Source organism: [Clostridium] aminophilum, assembly GCF_900101295.1.
GTDB classification, from domain to species: domain Bacteria; phylum Bacillota; class Clostridia; order Lachnospirales; family Lachnospiraceae; genus Clostridium_R; species Clostridium_R aminophilum_A.
Window position 1 is genome coordinate 1 of sequence record NZ_FOIL01000056.1, and the last position, 16270, is coordinate 16270.

The 16270-nt window shown below is 52.0% G+C and carries 17 protein-coding genes; 2 read left to right on the forward strand and 15 right to left on the reverse strand.

Translation table 11 applies throughout. The annotated features are described in order from the left end of the window. Nucleotides 1-203 precede the first annotated feature (203 nt). The 10 genes from BMW41_RS11930 to BMW41_RS14780 form a co-directional block, all read right to left on the reverse strand. Entirely contained in the window at nt 204-380 is a 177-nt protein-coding gene (locus BMW41_RS11930; RefSeq protein WP_074650279.1) for a DUF4250 domain-containing protein, read from the reverse strand. Then, entirely contained in the window at nt 377-718 is a 342-nt protein-coding gene (locus BMW41_RS11935) for a hypothetical protein (protein ID WP_074650280.1), read from the reverse strand. Before BMW41_RS11935 ends, BMW41_RS11930 begins: the two co-directional genes overlap by 4 nt. 456 nt (nt 719-1174) lie before the next feature. Next, on the reverse strand, nt 1175-1558 hold the full coding sequence (locus tag BMW41_RS11940) for a RidA family protein (protein WP_074650281.1): 384 nt from the start codon (nt 1556-1558) through the stop codon (nt 1175-1177). A 159-nt stretch (nt 1559-1717) separates the two neighbouring features. After that, nucleotides 1718-2203 (reverse strand): acetolactate synthase small subunit, encoded by a 486-nt coding sequence (gene ilvN, locus BMW41_RS11945; protein ID WP_074650282.1) that lies wholly within the window; start codon nt 2201-2203, stop codon nt 1718-1720. Beyond that, nucleotides 2203-3843: a biosynthetic-type acetolactate synthase large subunit gene (gene ilvB / locus BMW41_RS11950; RefSeq protein WP_074650283.1), complete on the reverse strand. Its 1641-nt coding sequence runs from the start codon at nt 3841-3843 to the stop codon at nt 2203-2205. The genes ilvN (BMW41_RS11945) and ilvB (BMW41_RS11950) overlap by 1 nt, the downstream gene beginning before the upstream one ends. A gap of 2 nt (nt 3844-3845) precedes the next feature. Next, nucleotides 3846-5051: a threonine ammonia-lyase gene (gene ilvA / locus BMW41_RS11955; protein WP_074650292.1), complete on the reverse strand. Its 1206-nt coding sequence runs from the start codon at nt 5049-5051 to the stop codon at nt 3846-3848. Nucleotides 5052-5357: 306 nt separating this feature from the next. Continuing rightward, nucleotides 5358-6377, reverse strand: a complete 1020-nt coding sequence (gene ilvC, locus BMW41_RS11960; RefSeq protein WP_074650284.1) for a ketol-acid reductoisomerase — start codon at nt 6375-6377, stop codon at nt 5358-5360. Nucleotides 6378-6541: 164 nt separating this feature from the next. After that, nucleotides 6542-6775: an acetolactate synthase small subunit gene (ilvN, locus tag BMW41_RS11965; protein WP_242870350.1), complete on the reverse strand. Its 234-nt coding sequence runs from the start codon at nt 6773-6775 to the stop codon at nt 6542-6544. A gap of 78 nt (nt 6776-6853) precedes the next feature. Continuing rightward, nucleotides 6854-8518 carry a biosynthetic-type acetolactate synthase large subunit gene (ilvB, locus tag BMW41_RS11970; protein ID WP_074650286.1) on the reverse strand — a complete coding sequence of 555 codons (1665 nt, stop codon included), beginning with the start codon at nt 8516-8518 and terminating at the stop codon, nt 6854-6856. Nucleotides 8519-8668: 150 nt separating this feature from the next. After that, nucleotides 8669-8839 carry a hypothetical protein gene (locus tag BMW41_RS14780; RefSeq protein WP_207646889.1) on the reverse strand — a complete coding sequence of 57 codons (171 nt, stop codon included), beginning with the start codon at nt 8837-8839 and terminating at the stop codon, nt 8669-8671. 142 nt (nt 8840-8981) lie between these two features. Here BMW41_RS14780 and BMW41_RS11975 point away from each other — a divergent pair, with 142 nt between their 5' ends. Next, on the forward strand, nt 8982-10307 hold the full coding sequence (locus tag BMW41_RS11975) for an ATP-binding protein (protein ID WP_074650287.1): 1326 nt from the start codon (nt 8982-8984) through the stop codon (nt 10305-10307). Between the two features lie 94 nt (nt 10308-10401). Here the strand turns inward: BMW41_RS11975 and BMW41_RS11980 are convergent, their stop codons facing one another. Further along, the gene (locus BMW41_RS11980) at nt 10402-11175 is read right to left on the reverse strand and encodes a DeoR/GlpR family DNA-binding transcription regulator (RefSeq protein WP_074650288.1); all 774 of its coding nucleotides are present in this window, start codon (nt 11173-11175) and stop codon (nt 10402-10404) included. Between the two features lie 518 nt (nt 11176-11693). Between BMW41_RS11980 and BMW41_RS11985 the strand changes: the two genes are divergently transcribed. After that, nucleotides 11694-13013, forward strand: a complete 1320-nt coding sequence (locus BMW41_RS11985) for a glycosyltransferase family 2 protein (RefSeq protein WP_242870351.1) — start codon at nt 11694-11696, stop codon at nt 13011-13013. A 101-nt stretch (nt 13014-13114) separates the two neighbouring features. Here the strand turns inward: BMW41_RS11985 and BMW41_RS11990 are convergent, their stop codons facing one another. The 4 genes from BMW41_RS11990 to BMW41_RS14655 form a co-directional block, all read right to left on the reverse strand. Beyond that, nucleotides 13115-13636: a hypothetical protein gene (locus tag BMW41_RS11990; RefSeq protein WP_074650289.1), complete on the reverse strand. Its 522-nt coding sequence runs from the start codon at nt 13634-13636 to the stop codon at nt 13115-13117. Between the two features lie 123 nt (nt 13637-13759). Next, nucleotides 13760-14395, reverse strand: coding sequence for a 5'-deoxynucleotidase (yfbR, locus tag BMW41_RS11995; RefSeq protein WP_074650290.1), 636 nt, complete (start codon nt 14393-14395; stop codon nt 13760-13762). Nucleotides 14396-14545: 150 nt separating this feature from the next. After that, nucleotides 14546-15706 carry a cation diffusion facilitator family transporter gene (locus tag BMW41_RS12000; protein WP_074650291.1) on the reverse strand — a complete coding sequence of 387 codons (1161 nt, stop codon included), beginning with the start codon at nt 15704-15706 and terminating at the stop codon, nt 14546-14548. Beyond that, a complete protein-coding gene (locus tag BMW41_RS14655; RefSeq protein ID WP_177171237.1) occupies nt 15676-16059 on the reverse strand; it encodes a hypothetical protein in 384 nt (127 codons plus the stop codon). The genes BMW41_RS12000 and BMW41_RS14655 overlap by 31 nt, the downstream gene beginning before the upstream one ends. Nucleotides 16060-16270 lie beyond the last annotated feature (211 nt).

Sequence of the window (16270 nt, forward strand, 5' to 3'; positions counted from 1 at the left end):
CCGCGGACTTTGCGCGCCGCCGCTGGTCACCGTTAGGTGACAGCTTCCTTACAGCGGCGTGCGCATCCTCGCGGAGCGTTTTTGTTTCATAGGGAATTTCGGAGAAATTTCCTATGAAACGCAAACGAGGGATCGGCGGAATTCATCCCGCCAGTCCCTCTTTTATCATTTTCTTCGCAGACCGTTCTCCCGCCGTGCATACCTTACCGGAAGCAGCGTCGGTCGGAATCATACTCAAATCCGGCTCCCCGCATCATCGAGAGAAGTTCTTTCTTATTGACATCCTTTTCCGCACAGTAATCATCCAGATCGATACCGCCATCCCGAAGCGCGGTATTGATCAGCGACAGCGCGATAAAGGGATCCTTCGGCAGATTCATCGCTTTCCCTCCCTGCGGATCTTTTCCAGATACTCTTTTGTGCCGTTCTTGACAATGCCGACCACAACGTAATCCACGCCCTTGATCGCGACCTTTTCCCGCATCGACTTTCCGAAAAACGGATGTTTCCGGTCATTAACCTTCATTTCGACGCGTTCCCGGGTTTCCGTGCCGGACGCCGTCACAAAATCACCCAGTCCGATCCGGTATACCCTTTCTTTCTTCTCAATCGCCTTGTACCAGTGGCGCTGTTCCTCTTTTCCGTTCACCGTGCGGAATGCGGTATCGCCTTTGCGCTTCCATCCGCCGCGCTTTCCGGTTCTGTTCTCCTCTGTCATCCTGATCTCCTCCATATTCCGGCAGACCGTATCCGGACTTCCTGCCGCATGAACATTCCGCGGCTGCCGGCCGCAAGCAGACAGAGCCGCTCCGGTCCCGTCCCGTCTCCGCCCGTATGTTTTGTTCGTCTTTCTTCGCAGAAACGTATCATATCATTTCATTTCGCTATTGACAAATTGTATTTTTAGGCGTACAATTTTGTCATAAGGTGAACGTGAGACAGCGATGGACAAATCGATAGAAAACGTGGCGTGTGCTTCACCGGCTCGAGGATTTGTCTTATCAAAATCAGCACTATGTGATCGAATGACAATCATTTTAATTCGATTTCTGATCCGGTGAAAGTTCATCAAATAACTGAATAGGAGGTTACTCATGGAGGAACCGGGCAAGTAAAAGGACCATCAATCTCTCTCACCGGATTGATGGTCCTTTTAAATTACGAAAAACCGAACTTATTTCACTACAGCCAGAACTTCCACCTCGCAGAGCGCCCCCTTCGGGATCTGCTTTACCGCAACGCAGGAACGGGCCGGATTGGATGTAAAGTATTTTGCGTACACTTCATTAAAAGCGGCAAAATCATTGATATCCGCCAGATAGCAGGTTGTCTTTACGACATGCCCGAAATCGGAGCCGGCCGCCTCAAGGATTGCTCCGCAGTTTTTGCAGGACTGCTCCGCCTGCTCCTCAATCGTGGTTCCCTCGATATTGCCGGTCGCCGGATTGATCGGAATCTGACCGGATGCATAGACGAATCCGTTTACAACCTTCGCCTGAGAATACGGGCCAATGGCCGCCGGTGCCTGTTCCGTTGCAACTGTTTTTACCTCTGCCATGATGAAACCTCCAAAATCATTTCAAAATCTATTTTCCTATCATACTACAATCCGCAGTTAAATTCTCCTGCCTTTTCCGGGAATCCCGGTCGCTTCTCTCCCTGCCGTCGATCTGCGCCATGACATAAGCCTGCCTTCTTCAGCGTCAGTTTTCCCGTGCTATGACGTCTGACTGCATTTTAACAGCGCCAGCGTTCCCGTGCGGGCGATCTCCACGATGGACACCGTCTTCAGCGTATCGAGAAAGATCTGCACTCTCTCCGGCGTATCGCAGAGCTGAATCGTCATCTGATTTTTTGACAGATCCACGATATCCGCATGCATGATCTCACAGTTCTCCATGATATCCTTCCGGTTGGTCCGGTTATAATGAATCTTAACCAGCACCAGCTCACGGCTGATGCTCTCCGACTCCTCAAAGGTCTTGACCTTTATGACATCCAGCTTCTTGTTCAGCTGTTTTTCGATCTGCTCCAGTGTCCTCTGATCCCCGCTGGACACAATCGTCATGTTCGACACCGTCTTATCCATGGTCTCGCCGACGGCAAGCGAATCGATGTTAAAGCACCGTCTCCAGAACAGACCGGCAACCTTGCACAGAACACCGGAACGGTTCTCTACCAAAACAGAATATATTCTCTTCATCAGACCACCTCATTCGGATCGACGATACACTCCAGCAGCGCGGTATCCTCCTCGTTCAGGAACTCCCGGATCTTCTTCGGGATATCCTCGTTGCGCTCCAGTCGGACATAGCGGATTCCGTATGCTTCCGCCAGTTTTTCAAGATTCGGCGTGTCATCCATGGTCGTCATCGCAAAACGGTCTTTGTAGATGAAATGCTGATACTGACGCACCAGACCGAGAACCTGATTGCGCATGACGCAGATCTTCACCGGAACACGGTACTGACGGATCGTCGCCAGTTCCATCATACTCATCTGGAACGCGCCGTCGCCGCAGACCGCGACCACCTGACGGTGCGGATCCGCCATCTTCGCACCGATCGCTGCCGGGATCGAATATCCCATGGTTCCCATGCCACCGGACGTCAGGAACCGTCCCTCCCGCGCGACATAGTTCTGGCAGGACCAGAGCTGGTTCTGGCCCACATCGGCCACATAGACCGCATTTTCCTTCATCTCCAGAGACAGCGCGCGGACAAATGCGGACGGCGTTACGCTGTCGCAGTCCCTCGCCTTCACTCCGCCGGCCAGTTTGGATACATCCAGACTTCTGCCTTCCCGGTGATAGCCGGTCAGCGTCTGAATCCACTCCGAATGATCGGCGGTCACCGGTTCGCGCTCATTCAGCGCGTCGAATACACTCTTCAGATCCCCGACCAACGGGATCGACGGACCTGCATTTTTCCCGATCTCTGCCGGATCAACATCGATGTGAACCAGGATCTTGTCCTCGCTGATGATTTCCGGCCGAACCGAGCGGTCCGCCACCCTGGCCCCCACCATGATGACCATATCGGCCTCGTTCATGGCACGGTTGCTGTACTCCTGCCCATTGTTTCCGACCATGCCGAAAAACATCCAATGGCTGGTCGGCATCACCCCGAGGCCCATCATCGTGCACACCGTCGGAATCCGGTTGTTCTCCGCAAAAATCCGGACCGCCTGCGCGGCACCGGCCAGATGAACACCGCCGCCGATGCACAGAATCGGACGTTTTGCCTTCTCCAGACGTTCCATCAGCCGAACGATCTGAAGACCGTTTCCCTTGACCGTCGGCTTGTAAGTCCGGAGAGAGACCTCTTCCGGCCAGGAAACCCGGGAAATGTTCTGATTCTGAACATCAATCGGAATATCGATGAGGACCGGTCCTTTTCTTCCGGTCGATGCGATAAAAAACGCTTCTTTCACAATTCTCGGAATATCTGATGCTTTTCGAACAATGTAGCTGAATTTGACAAATGACTCACAGGCACCGGAGATGTCCGCCTCCTGAAAGACATCACTGCCGAGCAGTCGGCTGTCCACCTGTCCGGTGATCGCCACCAGCGGAATGCTGTCCGCAAACGCCGTGGCAATTCCGGTGATCAGATTGGTGGCTCCCGGTCCGCTGGTCACCGAGCAGACACCGACCTTTCCGGTAATTCTCGCGTATCCGCTGGCTGCATGCGCCGCATTCTGCTCCTCACGAACCAGAATCGGGTGGATCTCCGTCGACATCAGGCTGTCAAAAAACGGACAGATCGCAACGCCCGGATAGCCATATACATATTCCACGCCTTCTTTCACAAGCGCTTTCACCAATAACTCGGCACCGGTCATGACTACCTCCTGTCAATCAGTTTAAATCCTTTTTTCGTCAGAGTCTGACGAATCTCTTCTATCTGTTCAAAGTTTCTGGTCTCCAGTTCCACCGTCAGGTAGCATCCGTTGATCTCCATCGACTGCGCGGTGTTATTGTGATCCACCTTGGTGACATTGGCACCGGTGGATGCGATCGCCCTCGCAACCTCCACCAGCTGACCCGGCTTATCCATCAATTCGATGGTAAGCGTGCTCTTTCTTCCGGTCTTCACCAGTCCGCGGTTGATAACGCGGGAGAGGATATTGACGTCAATATTGCCGCCGGACACCACGCAGACCACCTTCTTGCCCTTGACCGGAATCTTGTGGAAGAGAACCGCTGCCACCGAGACCGCACCGGCTCCCTCCGCCACAACCTTCTCTTTCTCCATCAGCGTCAGGATCGCCGCTGCCGTCTCCTCGTCAGATACGGTCACCACATCGTCGACATACCGGTTGACCATGTCATAGGTCACATCGCCCGGGCATTTTACGGCAATGCCGTCCGCAAAGGTATTCACGGAATCAATCGCCTCAAGCTTCTTGTCATGGAACGCCCGGACCATGCTGGGCGCGCCTTCCGCCTGAACACCGTATACCTTGCACTTCGGATTCAGCATCTTCGTCACATAAGCCACACCGGAGATCAGACCGCCGCCGCCGATCGGAACAACCACGGCATCCGCATCCCCCAGCTGATCGCAGATCTCGATTCCGATGGTTCCCTGTCCCGCGATCACGTCCGGATCATTGAAGGGATGAATCAGCACCGCGCCGGTATCCTTCTGAAACTGCATACATGCGGCATACGCGTCATCATAGACACCGTCGATCATCTTGACCTCCGCACCGTATCCTCTGGTCGCCTCCACCTTAGAGATCGGAGCGCCCGCCGGAAGGAAAATCGTGGACTTGGTTCCCGCCTTGGTCGCGGCCAGTGCCACCCCCTGCGCATGGTTGCCGGCAGAGCATGCAACCACGCCCCTGGCCTTTTCCTCATCCGTCAGCGTGGAAATCTTGAAATACGCGCCGCGAATTTTGAACGATCCGGTATTCTGAAGGTTTTCCGCCTTCAGATAGAGATCGCAGTCCGTATCAATGCGGACTGCATGAACCAGATCCGTCTTCTTGACCACCGGTTTCAATACATGTGCTGCCTGATATACTCTGTCGAGTGTAAGTTCCATGTCATCCTCCTCGAGCCGCTTCTTTCCGCGGTCCTCCGTTTCCAATATACCACTTCTGCGCCGCTTTCCGGGCACCTGTTTAATGCCGGCAGGAAACACTTTTGATCGTCCCCCGACATCACGGCAGCCGCCGTGGCTCATACAGACATGAGTTTCGGTATGCTGCCCGCGTAATGCAGAAGATGCGGCAGTTCATCACTGCCGCACCGATTATTTTTCGTCTTTTGTCCGTCCCGGCTCTCGCAGTCCGGATCCGACATTACGGTATCTCCGGCCGCCGCCAGACCAACAACCGCCAGCGGACGATCAGTTATTTACGAGCTTATCGTTCTCATTGTTCCAGCTGTAAAGCTTGCGGATCTCCTCGCCGACAACTTCGGTCGGGTGCTGAGCTGCCTTTGCCTTCATGGCCTGGAAGTGAATCTTTCCGTTCTTCATGTCTGTCATGAAGTTGGAGGCAAATGTACCGTCCTGGATATCGGAAAGGATCTTCTTCATCGCCTTCTTGGTATCCTCGGTAACGATCTTCGGTCCGGTTACATAATCACCGAACTCTGCGGTGTTGGAGATGGAATATCTCATGCCCGCAAAACCGGACTGGTAAATGAGGTCGACGATCAGCTTCATCTCGTGCACGCACTCGAAGTAAGCATTTCTCGGATCATATCCTGCCTCAACCAGCGTCTCGAAACCTGCCTGCATCAATGCGCAGACACCGCCGCAGAGAACTGCCTGCTCACCGAAGAGGTCTGTCTCGGTCTCGGTCTTGAAGGTGGTCTCCAGAAGTCCCGCACGTGCGCCGCCGATTCCTGCACCGTATGCCAGCGCATAATCCAGTGCATGGCCGGTAGCATCCTGCTCAACCGCAACCAGACACGGTGTTCCCTTTCCTGCCTGATACTCGGAACGAACGGTGTGGCCCGGTGCCTTCGGAGCGATCATGGTTACGTCGACATCCTTCGGCGGAACGATCAGCTTGTAGTTGATGTTGAATCCGTGAGCGAACATCAGCATATCGCCGGCCTTCAGGTTCGGAGCAACATCCTTGTAGTACATATCTGCCTGAAGCTCGTCATTGATGAGGATCATGATAATGTCAGACTGTTTTACTGCCTCAGCAGTCGGTAAAACGGTAAGGCCCTGCGCTTCTGCCTTTGCCTTGGACTTGGAACCCTCGTAAAGGCCGACAACAACATCGCAGCCGGAATCCTTCAGGTTCAGTGCATGTGCGTGACCCTGAGATCCGTAACCGATGACGCAGATCTTCTTTCCCTGAAGATAAGAGAGATCACAATCCTTCTCGTAAAACATTCTTGGTTCTGCCATTTTCATTTCCTCCTGATTCTTTTGTGTTGAAATTAATTCAAACTTCGCAGATGATGTTGTTGAATATTATTCATCTTCGAAATTATCGTCATTATATACCTGTGGGTTTTAAAACGCAAGAACAAAGTGAAAAAAGTTTCATACCTTTTTCCGGCCGGCCGTTTTCACGGCGCATCCGGTTCCTCTTTCGTAATCTCCACTTTGCGCACATCGTACAGTTTTTCCAGCTGCGCGATCACCTGTGTCTTCATGTACTCATCCCCGGTGGATTCGATGACAAGCCGGGTCACTCCCGGCACCTCCGTCGGGCCGGCATGAATGGTCTCGATATTGTAACAGCGCTTGGAATACAGTCCCGTGATCCGGTTCAATACGCCAAAACGATTGTTTAATAACATTTCTACCGTAAATCTGCTCATTTCTTCCGTCACTTCCTGTCGTTGTAATATGCCGGATTCTTCCGAACGGTCTTCGGCTCAGTCTCTCAGGATAATATCCTTCACCGAGCGGCCCGGCGGAATCATCGGAAATACCTTCTCATCCTTATCGATCAGACAGTCGATGAGATACGCGCCCTTCGGGTCCTTTTCCGTCTCCTGCAGAACCGCCTCCAGCTCATCTATGCTGGACGCCCGGAAGCCGCGAAGCCCGTATGCCTCCGCCAGCTTCACAAAATCCGTCTTCCGGTTCAGCGTCGTCTGCGAATAGCGCTGACCGTAGAAAATTCCCTGCCACTGGCGGACCATACCAAGCACTCCGTTATGAAGGATCACAATGGTGATCGGGAGTTCCTGACTCACCACCGTGCAGAGTTCATTGCAGTTCATGGCAAAACTCCCCTCCGAAGTGAAGAGAATGGTTCTCTCTCTCCGGTTCGCAATGCATCCGCCGACGGCGGCACCGAGTCCGTATCCCATGGTTCCGAGTCCGCCGGATGTCAGCAGCGTTCTCGGCTTTTCAAAGTCATAATACTGGCAGGTCCAGATCTGATGCTGACCGACATCCGTCGCAACTACCGTGCTGTCCTTCGCCGTCTTCCGGACCGTCTCAATGATATTTTTCGGGATAAATTCTCCCGTTCTCGGGGGTTCCGAAGCCGGAACCTTCTTGTATTCCTCAATCTGCCGCATCCACGACGGATGACTCTGCTGCGGAATATCCAGCAGAAGATCCGCCATGATTTCTTTGACATTTCCCTGAACCCGAAGATTCGGGCTGACATTCTTTCCAAGTTCCGACTTATCGATATCGATATGGATTACCGTCTTTTTCTTCGCATACTCGCTGATGTCGCCGGTCGCACGGTCCGAAAAACGGACGCCGACGGCAATCTCCAGATCACAGTCGGTCTGAGCTTTATTCGCGGTGTAACTTCCGTGCATTCCGGTCATGCCGAGGTTCAGCGGATAGCTGTCCGGAACCGCGGTTCTTCCCATCATGCTGAGACCCACCGGCGCATTGAGCCGCTTCGAGAGTTCCAGCAGCTCTGCCTCCGCCTCCGCGGAGATGACACCGCCGCCGCAATAGATAAACGGACGCTTGCAGTTCCAGATGGCTTCCAGAATCTCCTGCCGGCGGTATTCCAGCACCGGTTTTACAGCCCGGGCCGGAAGCACCGCATCGCCGTACTCCAGCTCTGCGATCTGCACATTCTTGGGAATATCAATCAGTACCGGTCCTTTTCGGCCGCTGTTCGCGAGCCGGAACGCCTCTTTGATCGTCTGCTCCAGCTCCGTGATATCACGGACCATAAAGTTATGCTTTACAACCGGCTGTGTGATACCGACGATATCGACTTCCTGAAAGCTGTCACGGCCGAGGGCAGACACCGCAACATTGCCGGTAATAGCCACCAGCGGCACCGAATCCAGATTCGCATTTGCGATTCCGGTCACAAGATTCGTTGCTCCCGGTCCGCTTGTCGCGATTACAACCCCGACTTTGCCGGATGCTCTGGCATATCCGTCCGCAGCGTGACAGGCGCCCTGCTCATGAGCCGTGATGACATGGTCAATGCGGTCGGCACACTTATATAATTCATCGTAAATATCCAATACTGCGCCGCCCGGGTATCCGAACACGGTACTCACGCCCTGATGGATCAGTTCCTCAATCAGGATTCTGGCTCCCTTTAATTTCATGCTGTCTCACGCCGTTCCTTTCTTTCCAAGATTTAGTTTGTATTATTACATACGGTTATCGCAAAGTCAATGAATATCTTTTATGTTTATCTTGAACGCCATTCATCAAATATATAACTATTTGATATATTTTATTGTTTCTTATATGAATCATAATTTTATCCGTATGCCCCGCAAAAGGTTTTCTTCAATTATTCCATCGCCATATTCTATGCGGTTTTCGACCGGTTTTACCGTCATTTTCGCACCGGAATCGCGCCTGCACGGTGTTGAATATTTTGAATGATACACTATAATAGTTCTAACCACTTTTTTGTCCATTTTCGGTCAGTTTCACTTTCTGCGGCCATCGAAACACCGGACACGCCGCACTGCGCGGTTCCCCGCAATATCGCGCCGGGTACCGCCTGCGTCGGAGAACAATCGTCCCGGAAAGCGAGCCTGTATCATTCGGAGGGAAATCATGAATCATCTGCTGAATAACCTCATTGTCTACAATCATTTAAAGGAGGATCCGGTTCTCTCCGCCTTTGCCGGAATCTGCCGCCTGGTTGAATCCGACGGGCTCGATGAGATGCCGTCTCCGGCAGAGAGCGAAGAACTCCGCACGCTTGCATTTGACAGCATCCACCGCATTATGGAGGTGGCAACGCAGTACGGCTTCGAGGAGAATCTCTGGGCAACCTACGTTACCTACCAGCTGATGATGGACGAGAATCCATTTGCCCTGGTCCATGAAAAGCAGTCTCTTCAGACGGGTTCCGCCTCGGAATTCGCGCTCCGGGACTGCCGTTTCCTGATGGACCTTCTTCACTATGATTTTAGCCGGCTCGAGGAGGCACTCTCCACCGACTGCTTCTCCGTTCTCACAAAATACCGGACAATCCGCAAACACGAGCGTATGTATTTCGGCAACATCAGCCATGTGGTCAATGATCTCACGCGAAAACTGTCGGAAGCAGACACCCCGGAGTCATTTCTGGACGCCCTGTCCGTCTTTTATCAGGAGTACGGCGTCGGCATGTTCGGACTCAACAAAGCCTTCCGGATCCGGGAAAACGCGGACGGAACACCGGAGCTGATCCCGATCAGCAATCTGGAAAATGTCAACTACGACGATCTGGTGGGCTACGAACTCCAGAAAGAGCAGGTAAGCGCCAACACCCTGGCCTTTCTCGAAGGAAAAGCGTCCAATAACACGCTTCTGTACGGAGACGCCGGCACCGGAAAATCCACCACGGTAAAGGCGACACTGAATGAATTCTTCCCGAAGGGACTCCGCCTCATCGAGATCTACAAACATCAGTTTAAGGATCTCTCCTACGTCATTTCCCGCATCAAGACGAGGAATTACAAATTTATCATTTATATGGATGATCTCTCCTTTGAGGATTTCGAGATCGAATATAAATATCTGAAGGCAGTCATAGAGGGCGGCTTTGAGACGCGGCCGGACAACATTCTGATCTATGCCACCTCCAACCGCCGCCACCTGATCCGAGAGACCGTTTCGGACCGCAATGATATGGGCCGTGATCAGGACGTTCACCACTCCGACACGCTGGAGGAGAAACTGTCCCTCGTGGACCGTTTCGGTCTGAATGTGCTCTACACCAAGCCGTCCTTCGACGAATATCATGAGATCGTCCGCCGGCTTGCCCAAAAGCACGGAATCACCATGACAGAAGAGGATCTCATCGCCAAAGCCAACGCATGGTCGGTGAAAAAGGGCGGGCACACCGGACGAATCGCCCAGCAGTTTATCAATTCACTCAACCCGAAGCTGTGAGAGGAAGCCGGCAATCCCCCAACGAATCAAAACCGCAAAGAGGAACACATCCGCAGACCGGATATGTTCCTCTTCTTATATATATGCTATCTGTCTATTCTTCTTTTGCAATGCGGACATCAATATTCATGGCGCAAAGCTCATTCACCATCTGGGTGTCCGCCATCCCGTCGGTGATCAGATAATCCAGATCATTCAGACCGCAGATCCGGTTCAGCGCCGTCACGCCGAATTTTGCATGGTCGGCCAGCCCGACCACTTTCTTCGCCTGACGGATGAACAGCCGTCGCAGATTGGCTTCTTCCATATGATAATCGCAGATGCCGCTGTCAAACGACAGCCCGCCGATCGCGATAAATGCCTTGTCCACGTAAAAGTTGCGCATCATCGCCTCCGCGTCACCGCCCGAGGTGGACAGTCCGGAGCTTCCGTTCCGGATCTCACCCCCGATCAGAAACACGCGGGTGTCCCTCTCGCTCATCAGCTCTTCCGCTGCCTGAACTGAATTGGTAAATACCTTCAGATTGCGCACACCTTTCAGATTCCGGGCAACCTCCAGCGCTGTCGTACCGACGTCAAGAATAATCGCATCCCCGTCTTCCACAAGTTCCGCAGCCAAACGTCCGATCGCCTGCTTTTCCCGATAATTGCGGCCCGCGCTCCGGGAAGTATCCTTTTCTTCTCCGTAAAGATTCTTCAGCGCCGCACCGCCATAGACTCTCGAAACATATCCCTTCGCCTCCAGCGCTTCCAAGTCCCGACGGATCGTCTCCATCGAAACCTGAAACAATTCTTTCAATTCCAGTGATTTCACTGTGTGATCCTGCTGAAGCATTTTCAGGATCTTCTCCTGCCTCTTGTTTTTCATTGTATGTTCACCGATTCTTTTCAAAATAATATGTAGGTATCTAACGATATGCGACAATTATTCCGTAAATTCCATACAATTAAGTTTATCACAGGTCATTTTGCAAGTAAATATGTCATTCCCCGGAAGTCTCAAAAGTACTGCTCCTTCGTCACCGTTCTGCTGACGCACTGAATCCGGGCATATTTCTGTCCCGCTTCCGGCTGCCGCTTTATCCGCTTTCCTTAAATTACAACATTTTGAAATGCCGCAAATGCATTACCTCCTGTCAAATTTGCACAATGGTATTTTCCATAAATAGCATTATGCATAAATTTCAGTCCTGTTTTTGTTCACTTTCGCCATCCAATAATTAAATAAATATAAACAGTGACAGAATTGTGTCCTCTTTTCTTCAGAGACATTTCAGATTTATCGGCGTTTTGTGAATGGACAAGATGGCCTGATTTGAATTATAGTGTTTCATTGTGCGAGCATAGTTATTTCTATGTCAATCACAAAAAAAGGGAGAAGAAAACATGATGCATACCACGTTTTATAACTGGATCACACTGATCCGGTGGACGGGAAAGATCGAATTCTGGATTACCCTGATTCTCGGTCTCGTCTATGCGTACCAGGTCTGGTACATTGTCAGCGGCCTGATCGGCCTCTGGAAAGAAAAGAAAGAAGGTAAACGCGAGGAGGTTCCGCTGCATCGCTTTGCAGCCGTGATCTCCGCCAGAAACGAATCCGCGGTAATCGGACAGCTGATCGCGAGCCTGAAGCAGCAGCGTTATCCTCAGGAACTCTTCGACATCTACGTCGTCGCCGACAACTGCACCGATGACACGGCAGAAGTTTCCAGAAAAGCCGGCGCAAAAGTATTCGAGCGTTTTGACCATGTCCTGATCGGTAAAGGATACGCACTGGACTGGTTCTTCCATCAGCTCCATCAGCAGGGAATGGACAACGAATACGAAGGCTTCATGGTATTCGATGCCGATAACATTGTGGATCCGAACTTCGTTGCGGAGATGAACCGCACGTACTCCACCGGACACTACGATGCGATCACCAGCTACCGCAATTCCAAAAACTTTGACTCCAACTGGATTTCTGCCGGATACTCTCTGTGGTATCTCCGCGAGTCCCGTTTCCTGAATTATCCGCGCCAGCTGCAGAAAACAAACTGCGCGATCTCCGGTACCGGATTCCTGGTTTCCAGTGAGATCATCCGTGAGAACCACGGCTGGCCGTTCCACCTGCTCACGGAGGACATTCAGTTCTCCGCAGACTGCGCTTCCCGCGGCCGCCGCATCGGCTACTGCGACAAGGCGATGGTTTACGATGAGCAGCCGACCAGCTTCAAGCAGTCCTGGAATCAGAGACTTCGCTGGTCCAAGGGCTTCTATCAGGTTGACGCACATTACACCGGCTCTCTTCTGCGCGCGATTTTCCGCGGCGGACGTGAGGGATTCTCCGCTTACGACATCTTCGTAACCGTAGCCCCGGCCATGCTGCTCACGATCTCTCTGATCATCCTGAACCTGTTCCTGTTTGGCATCTGTCTGGCTGCGCCGCTCTGGGTACAGAGAAGTGTTCTCCACATCATCACCGGCGATCTCTTCGATCTGATCGTGCGCTATTACTTTGGTATGATCATCGTCGGTGCGCTCACACTTTACACGGAGCGCAAAAAGATTAACGCTTCCATTCCGGCCATGATTTACGGACTTGTCACTTTCCCGCTGTTCATGATGACCTACTTCCCGATCGCGCTCTGCGCCCTCGTGCAGAAGGTAGAATGGACACCGATCGCACACCACGCGGTAAAGAGCAGCCGTATGCCGGTCTGAGATAGATTTTCAACTTTTATAAGCATCACACACTAAGACGGACCTGAGATGAACGCTCGCTCATCTCAGGTCCGTCTTGCTGTATTCTATATTATCTGTGTTCAATTGAAGCACTTATCGCACGGCTCCATGCCCTGTTTGATCGCCTCCTCCAGAGATACCTGAACCGCTTTTGCCGGATTCATTTTTCCGCAATGATTGATTGTATGATATTTCGAACCGGTTGCGGACAGCCATACAGTCTTTAAGTCATATGCGCCCGGTGTACCGGAAACAGAAGCCTGGTTCGATGTCTGCTCTGCACTCTGTGTTACTGCAGTCTCCTGCTGTGCCGAACTTCTGGTCTGCACTGCACCATTTACCGTCCATGCACCGGAGGCATCTACCGTACAGCCGTCCGGCGTGACCGTATTCATAAGGCAATAGCCGTTTTCGTTGAAATAGTAACACTTTTCCGTTCCATCATGGTTGTCGTCAATCCATGTCCATCCGGTCGGATAAGTGCCATTCTCATTCTGATACCACCATCCGGTTGTGTCCTGCTGCCACTGGCCGGCCAGCGCGCTGATGGTCATCAGCAGCGACATCGTTGCTGCAGCAATCAGGGTTTTCAAACATTTCATAATTTTGTTCCTCCATCTAAATTTAATTGATAAAAACTGATATTTTCACTATAACACAGAAGAGGGCCGCCGGCTACCACCGCAGCGATGGCAATCTGTCGCATCCTGATCATTTATCTGCGTTTACTTCCGCCCGGTCAGCTCATCCAGCGTCTTTCCATAAGCCGGCAGAAACTCTTCCGTAAAATCCCTCACTTCCGGAAGTTCCGCCGCCAGCGCACGGACTGCCTTCTCCGTCGTGTCCCGCGCGGTCATAAACTCCGTATTGCCCGCCTGCTCTTCCGACATACACTTGATCAGAGCGGAAATCTTATCCGCCGCCTTCACCAGCCGCCGCAGATACTTCTCCTTCTTCTCCACTTCCGGATCGCTCCTCTCCGGCCCCTGAAAAATCTCACGGAACTCCTCTCTCAGATCCTCCGGCAGAAGGCTCAGGAGCCGTGTCTCCGCCGCGTCCTCAATCTTCTTGTATGCTTCACGGATCTCATCGTTATAATACTTGACCGGAGTCGGAAGATCGCCGGTGATGATCTCCGCCGCATCATGGTACATCCCGATCACCGCTGCGCGGTCACAGTCCAGTTTTCTCCCGTAACGCCGGTTTCCGATCACGCAGAGGGCATGTGCGATCATGCCGACTTCCAGAGAATGCTCGCTCAGAGATTCCTCTCTGGAATTGCGCATGAGCGCCCAACGGTCAATGTATTTCATTCTGGATACAGTTGCAAAAAAACCGGTATCGATCTCCGGATGGTTCATACTTTCTGTCCTCGCTTCATCTTTCTCTTCGTTCCTGCCTCTTGCGGTTCATTCATTCGCGATTCATGCGTGCGGAACGGTCAAAAGATGCCTTTCTCCTTCTGTTAACGGTCTCTCTGTGTTTTTGGAATGTTTGCACCGGAAAACAAGTCACTGCTCCGAGAAATCGGTATCCAGCACAATCTGCGCCGTGTATCCCGGATACTGTGTCTCCACCAGTTCATTCAGTCTCCGGTGAAGTCCCTCCCGGTCTTTCTCGTTAAAGCTGACCACCGTGTCAAAGCGTATGGTTTTGTTGGTTTCGCTCAGATAAAAGCCATGCATCTGGCGGATATTCGGAATCTCCATCACCTTATGCCGCAGTTCCCGCTCCACCTCCGCAGCGCGGTCATTCTTCGTGTTGACGGAATACACACCCACCGCCGTCAGAACGACTTTGTGTTCGGTATACACCTTGTACTGAATACTGCGGATGAGTTCGTCGAGTTCATTGGCCGTGCAGGTATCCGGCACTTCAATGTGAACGGAACCGTTAAAGGTATCCGGACCATAGTTGTTCAGCACCAGATCATATGCCCCGATTACCTGCGGAAAACTCTTCACGGTATTCTTGATCACGGATGCCAGTTCCGGATCCACGCTCTCTCCGAGAATCTGGGACAATGTCTCCTTCAGCATTTCGATACCGGCCTTGATGATCACCAGTGAGATCAGGGCTCCGAGCCATGCCTCCAGCGAAATCCCCGTCAGAATATAGACCAGGGCCGCCGCCAGCGTGGAGGCTGAGATCACGGAGTCCATCATGGCGTCCTGACCGGAATTGATCAGCGAGTGAGAGTTGACTTTTTCTCCTGTCGCCTTCACATAACGGCCGAGAACAATCTTTACCAGAACGCCGGCAGCGATGATTACCAGCGATACCGTGCTGTATTCCGGAGTTTCCGGATGCAGAATCGCCTTCACGGATTCCTCCAGCGACTTCAGACCGGCATAGAGCACGATCACGGCAATGATCATCGCCGTCAGATATTCGATTCTTCCGTATCCAAACGGATGCTTTTTATCCGGTTCCCGACCGGCAAGTTTGGTGCCGACGATGGTGATCAGCGAAGAGCCTGCGTCACTGATATTGTTTACCGCATCCATCACGATTGCGATGGAGTTGGAGAACAGGCCGACGGACGCCTTAAATGCCGCAAGACCAACATTAGCCAGAATCCCGATAATGCTCGTCCGGATGATAATCCGGTCGCGGGAATGGACGGCTTCCGCGCCCTCCATCATTTCTTTTGCTTCTTTAATTGATCCCATACTGTTTCCTTTCCGTAGTCGAAGGTATTCGCAATCCGCTTCGCCGACTGCTCATGTAAGAAGATAAGACCATATGCCTTCGCATCGTGCTGCAGGTCATCCACCGGCCAGGGGCAATGTGAAGCTTGTCTTCGCATAAATTGTGCGCAATTTTTCGTCACAAAATTATGATAACACAAATTCTGCCGTTCTTCCATCCGGAAACATTTTTCAGAACAGAGTCCGCATGCGGACTTTGCGCGCCGCCGCTGGTCACCGTAAGGTGACATTTTCCTTACAGCGGCGTGCGCATCCTCGCGGAGCGTTTTTAGTTCATAGGGAATTTCGGAGAAATCTCCTCTCCAATTAATCAAGTGTTTTTTTGTGTAAATTCATAGATTTTTATTCATCCTCAGATTGAGTGATTGCTTGGTTATGGACTAATCCTTGCCTAAATTGACAGATATATAGGTTTTTTGGGTACTCCAAATAAAGCGTCGTTTGATTACGATTTAAATGGCCTCGATGTATACCCATCCCTATATGGCAGCTCACCTCTCATGTCCAACAGGATCAGCCTCTTTG

What these genes read in the sequence shown, in the direction of transcription:
- ilvB (WP_074650286.1), bottom strand. Translation starts at nt 8,518, where the DNA reads ATGAAATTAAAGGGAGCCAGAATCCTGATTGAGGAACTGATCCATCAG.
- BMW41_RS11990 (WP_074650289.1), bottom strand. Translation starts at nt 13,636, where the DNA reads ATGAAATGTTTGAAAACCCTGATTGCTGCAGCAACGATGTCGCTGCTG.
- ilvC (WP_074650284.1), bottom strand. Translation starts at nt 6,377, where the DNA reads ATGGCAGAACCAAGAATGTTTTACGAGAAGGATTGTGATCTCTCTTAT.
- BMW41_RS12000 (WP_074650291.1), bottom strand. Translation starts at nt 15,706, where the DNA reads ATGGGATCAATTAAAGAAGCAAAAGAAATGATGGAGGGCGCGGAAGCC.
- ilvN (WP_242870350.1), bottom strand. Translation starts at nt 6,775, where the DNA reads ATGTTATTAAACAATCGTTTTGGCGTATTGAACCGGATCACGGGACTG.
- BMW41_RS11935 (WP_074650280.1), bottom strand. Translation starts at nt 718, where the DNA reads ATGACAGAGGAGAACAGAACCGGAAAGCGCGGCGGATGGAAGCGCAAA.
- ilvN (WP_074650282.1), bottom strand. Translation starts at nt 2,203, where the DNA reads ATGAAGAGAATATATTCTGTTTTGGTAGAGAACCGTTCCGGTGTTCTG.
- BMW41_RS11980 (WP_074650288.1), bottom strand. Translation starts at nt 11,175, where the DNA reads ATGAAAAACAAGAGGCAGGAGAAGATCCTGAAAATGCTTCAGCAGGAT.
- ilvB (WP_074650283.1), bottom strand. Translation starts at nt 3,843, where the DNA reads ATGACCGGTGCCGAGTTATTGGTGAAAGCGCTTGTGAAAGAAGGCGTG.
- ilvA (WP_074650292.1), bottom strand. Translation starts at nt 5,051, where the DNA reads ATGGAACTTACACTCGACAGAGTATATCAGGCAGCACATGTATTGAAA.
- BMW41_RS11985 (WP_242870351.1), top strand. Translation starts at nt 11,694, where the DNA reads ATGATGCATACCACGTTTTATAACTGGATCACACTGATCCGGTGGACG.
- BMW41_RS11930 (WP_074650279.1), bottom strand. Translation starts at nt 380, where the DNA reads ATGAATCTGCCGAAGGATCCCTTTATCGCGCTGTCGCTGATCAATACC.
- BMW41_RS11975 (WP_074650287.1), top strand. Translation starts at nt 8,982, where the DNA reads ATGAATCATCTGCTGAATAACCTCATTGTCTACAATCATTTAAAGGAG.
- BMW41_RS11940 (WP_074650281.1), bottom strand. Translation starts at nt 1,558, where the DNA reads ATGGCAGAGGTAAAAACAGTTGCAACGGAACAGGCACCGGCGGCCATT.
- yfbR (WP_074650290.1), bottom strand. Translation starts at nt 14,395, where the DNA reads ATGAACCATCCGGAGATCGATACCGGTTTTTTTGCAACTGTATCCAGA.
- BMW41_RS14780 (WP_207646889.1), bottom strand. Translation starts at nt 8,839, where the DNA reads ATGGACAAAAAAGTGGTTAGAACTATTATAGTGTATCATTCAAAATAT.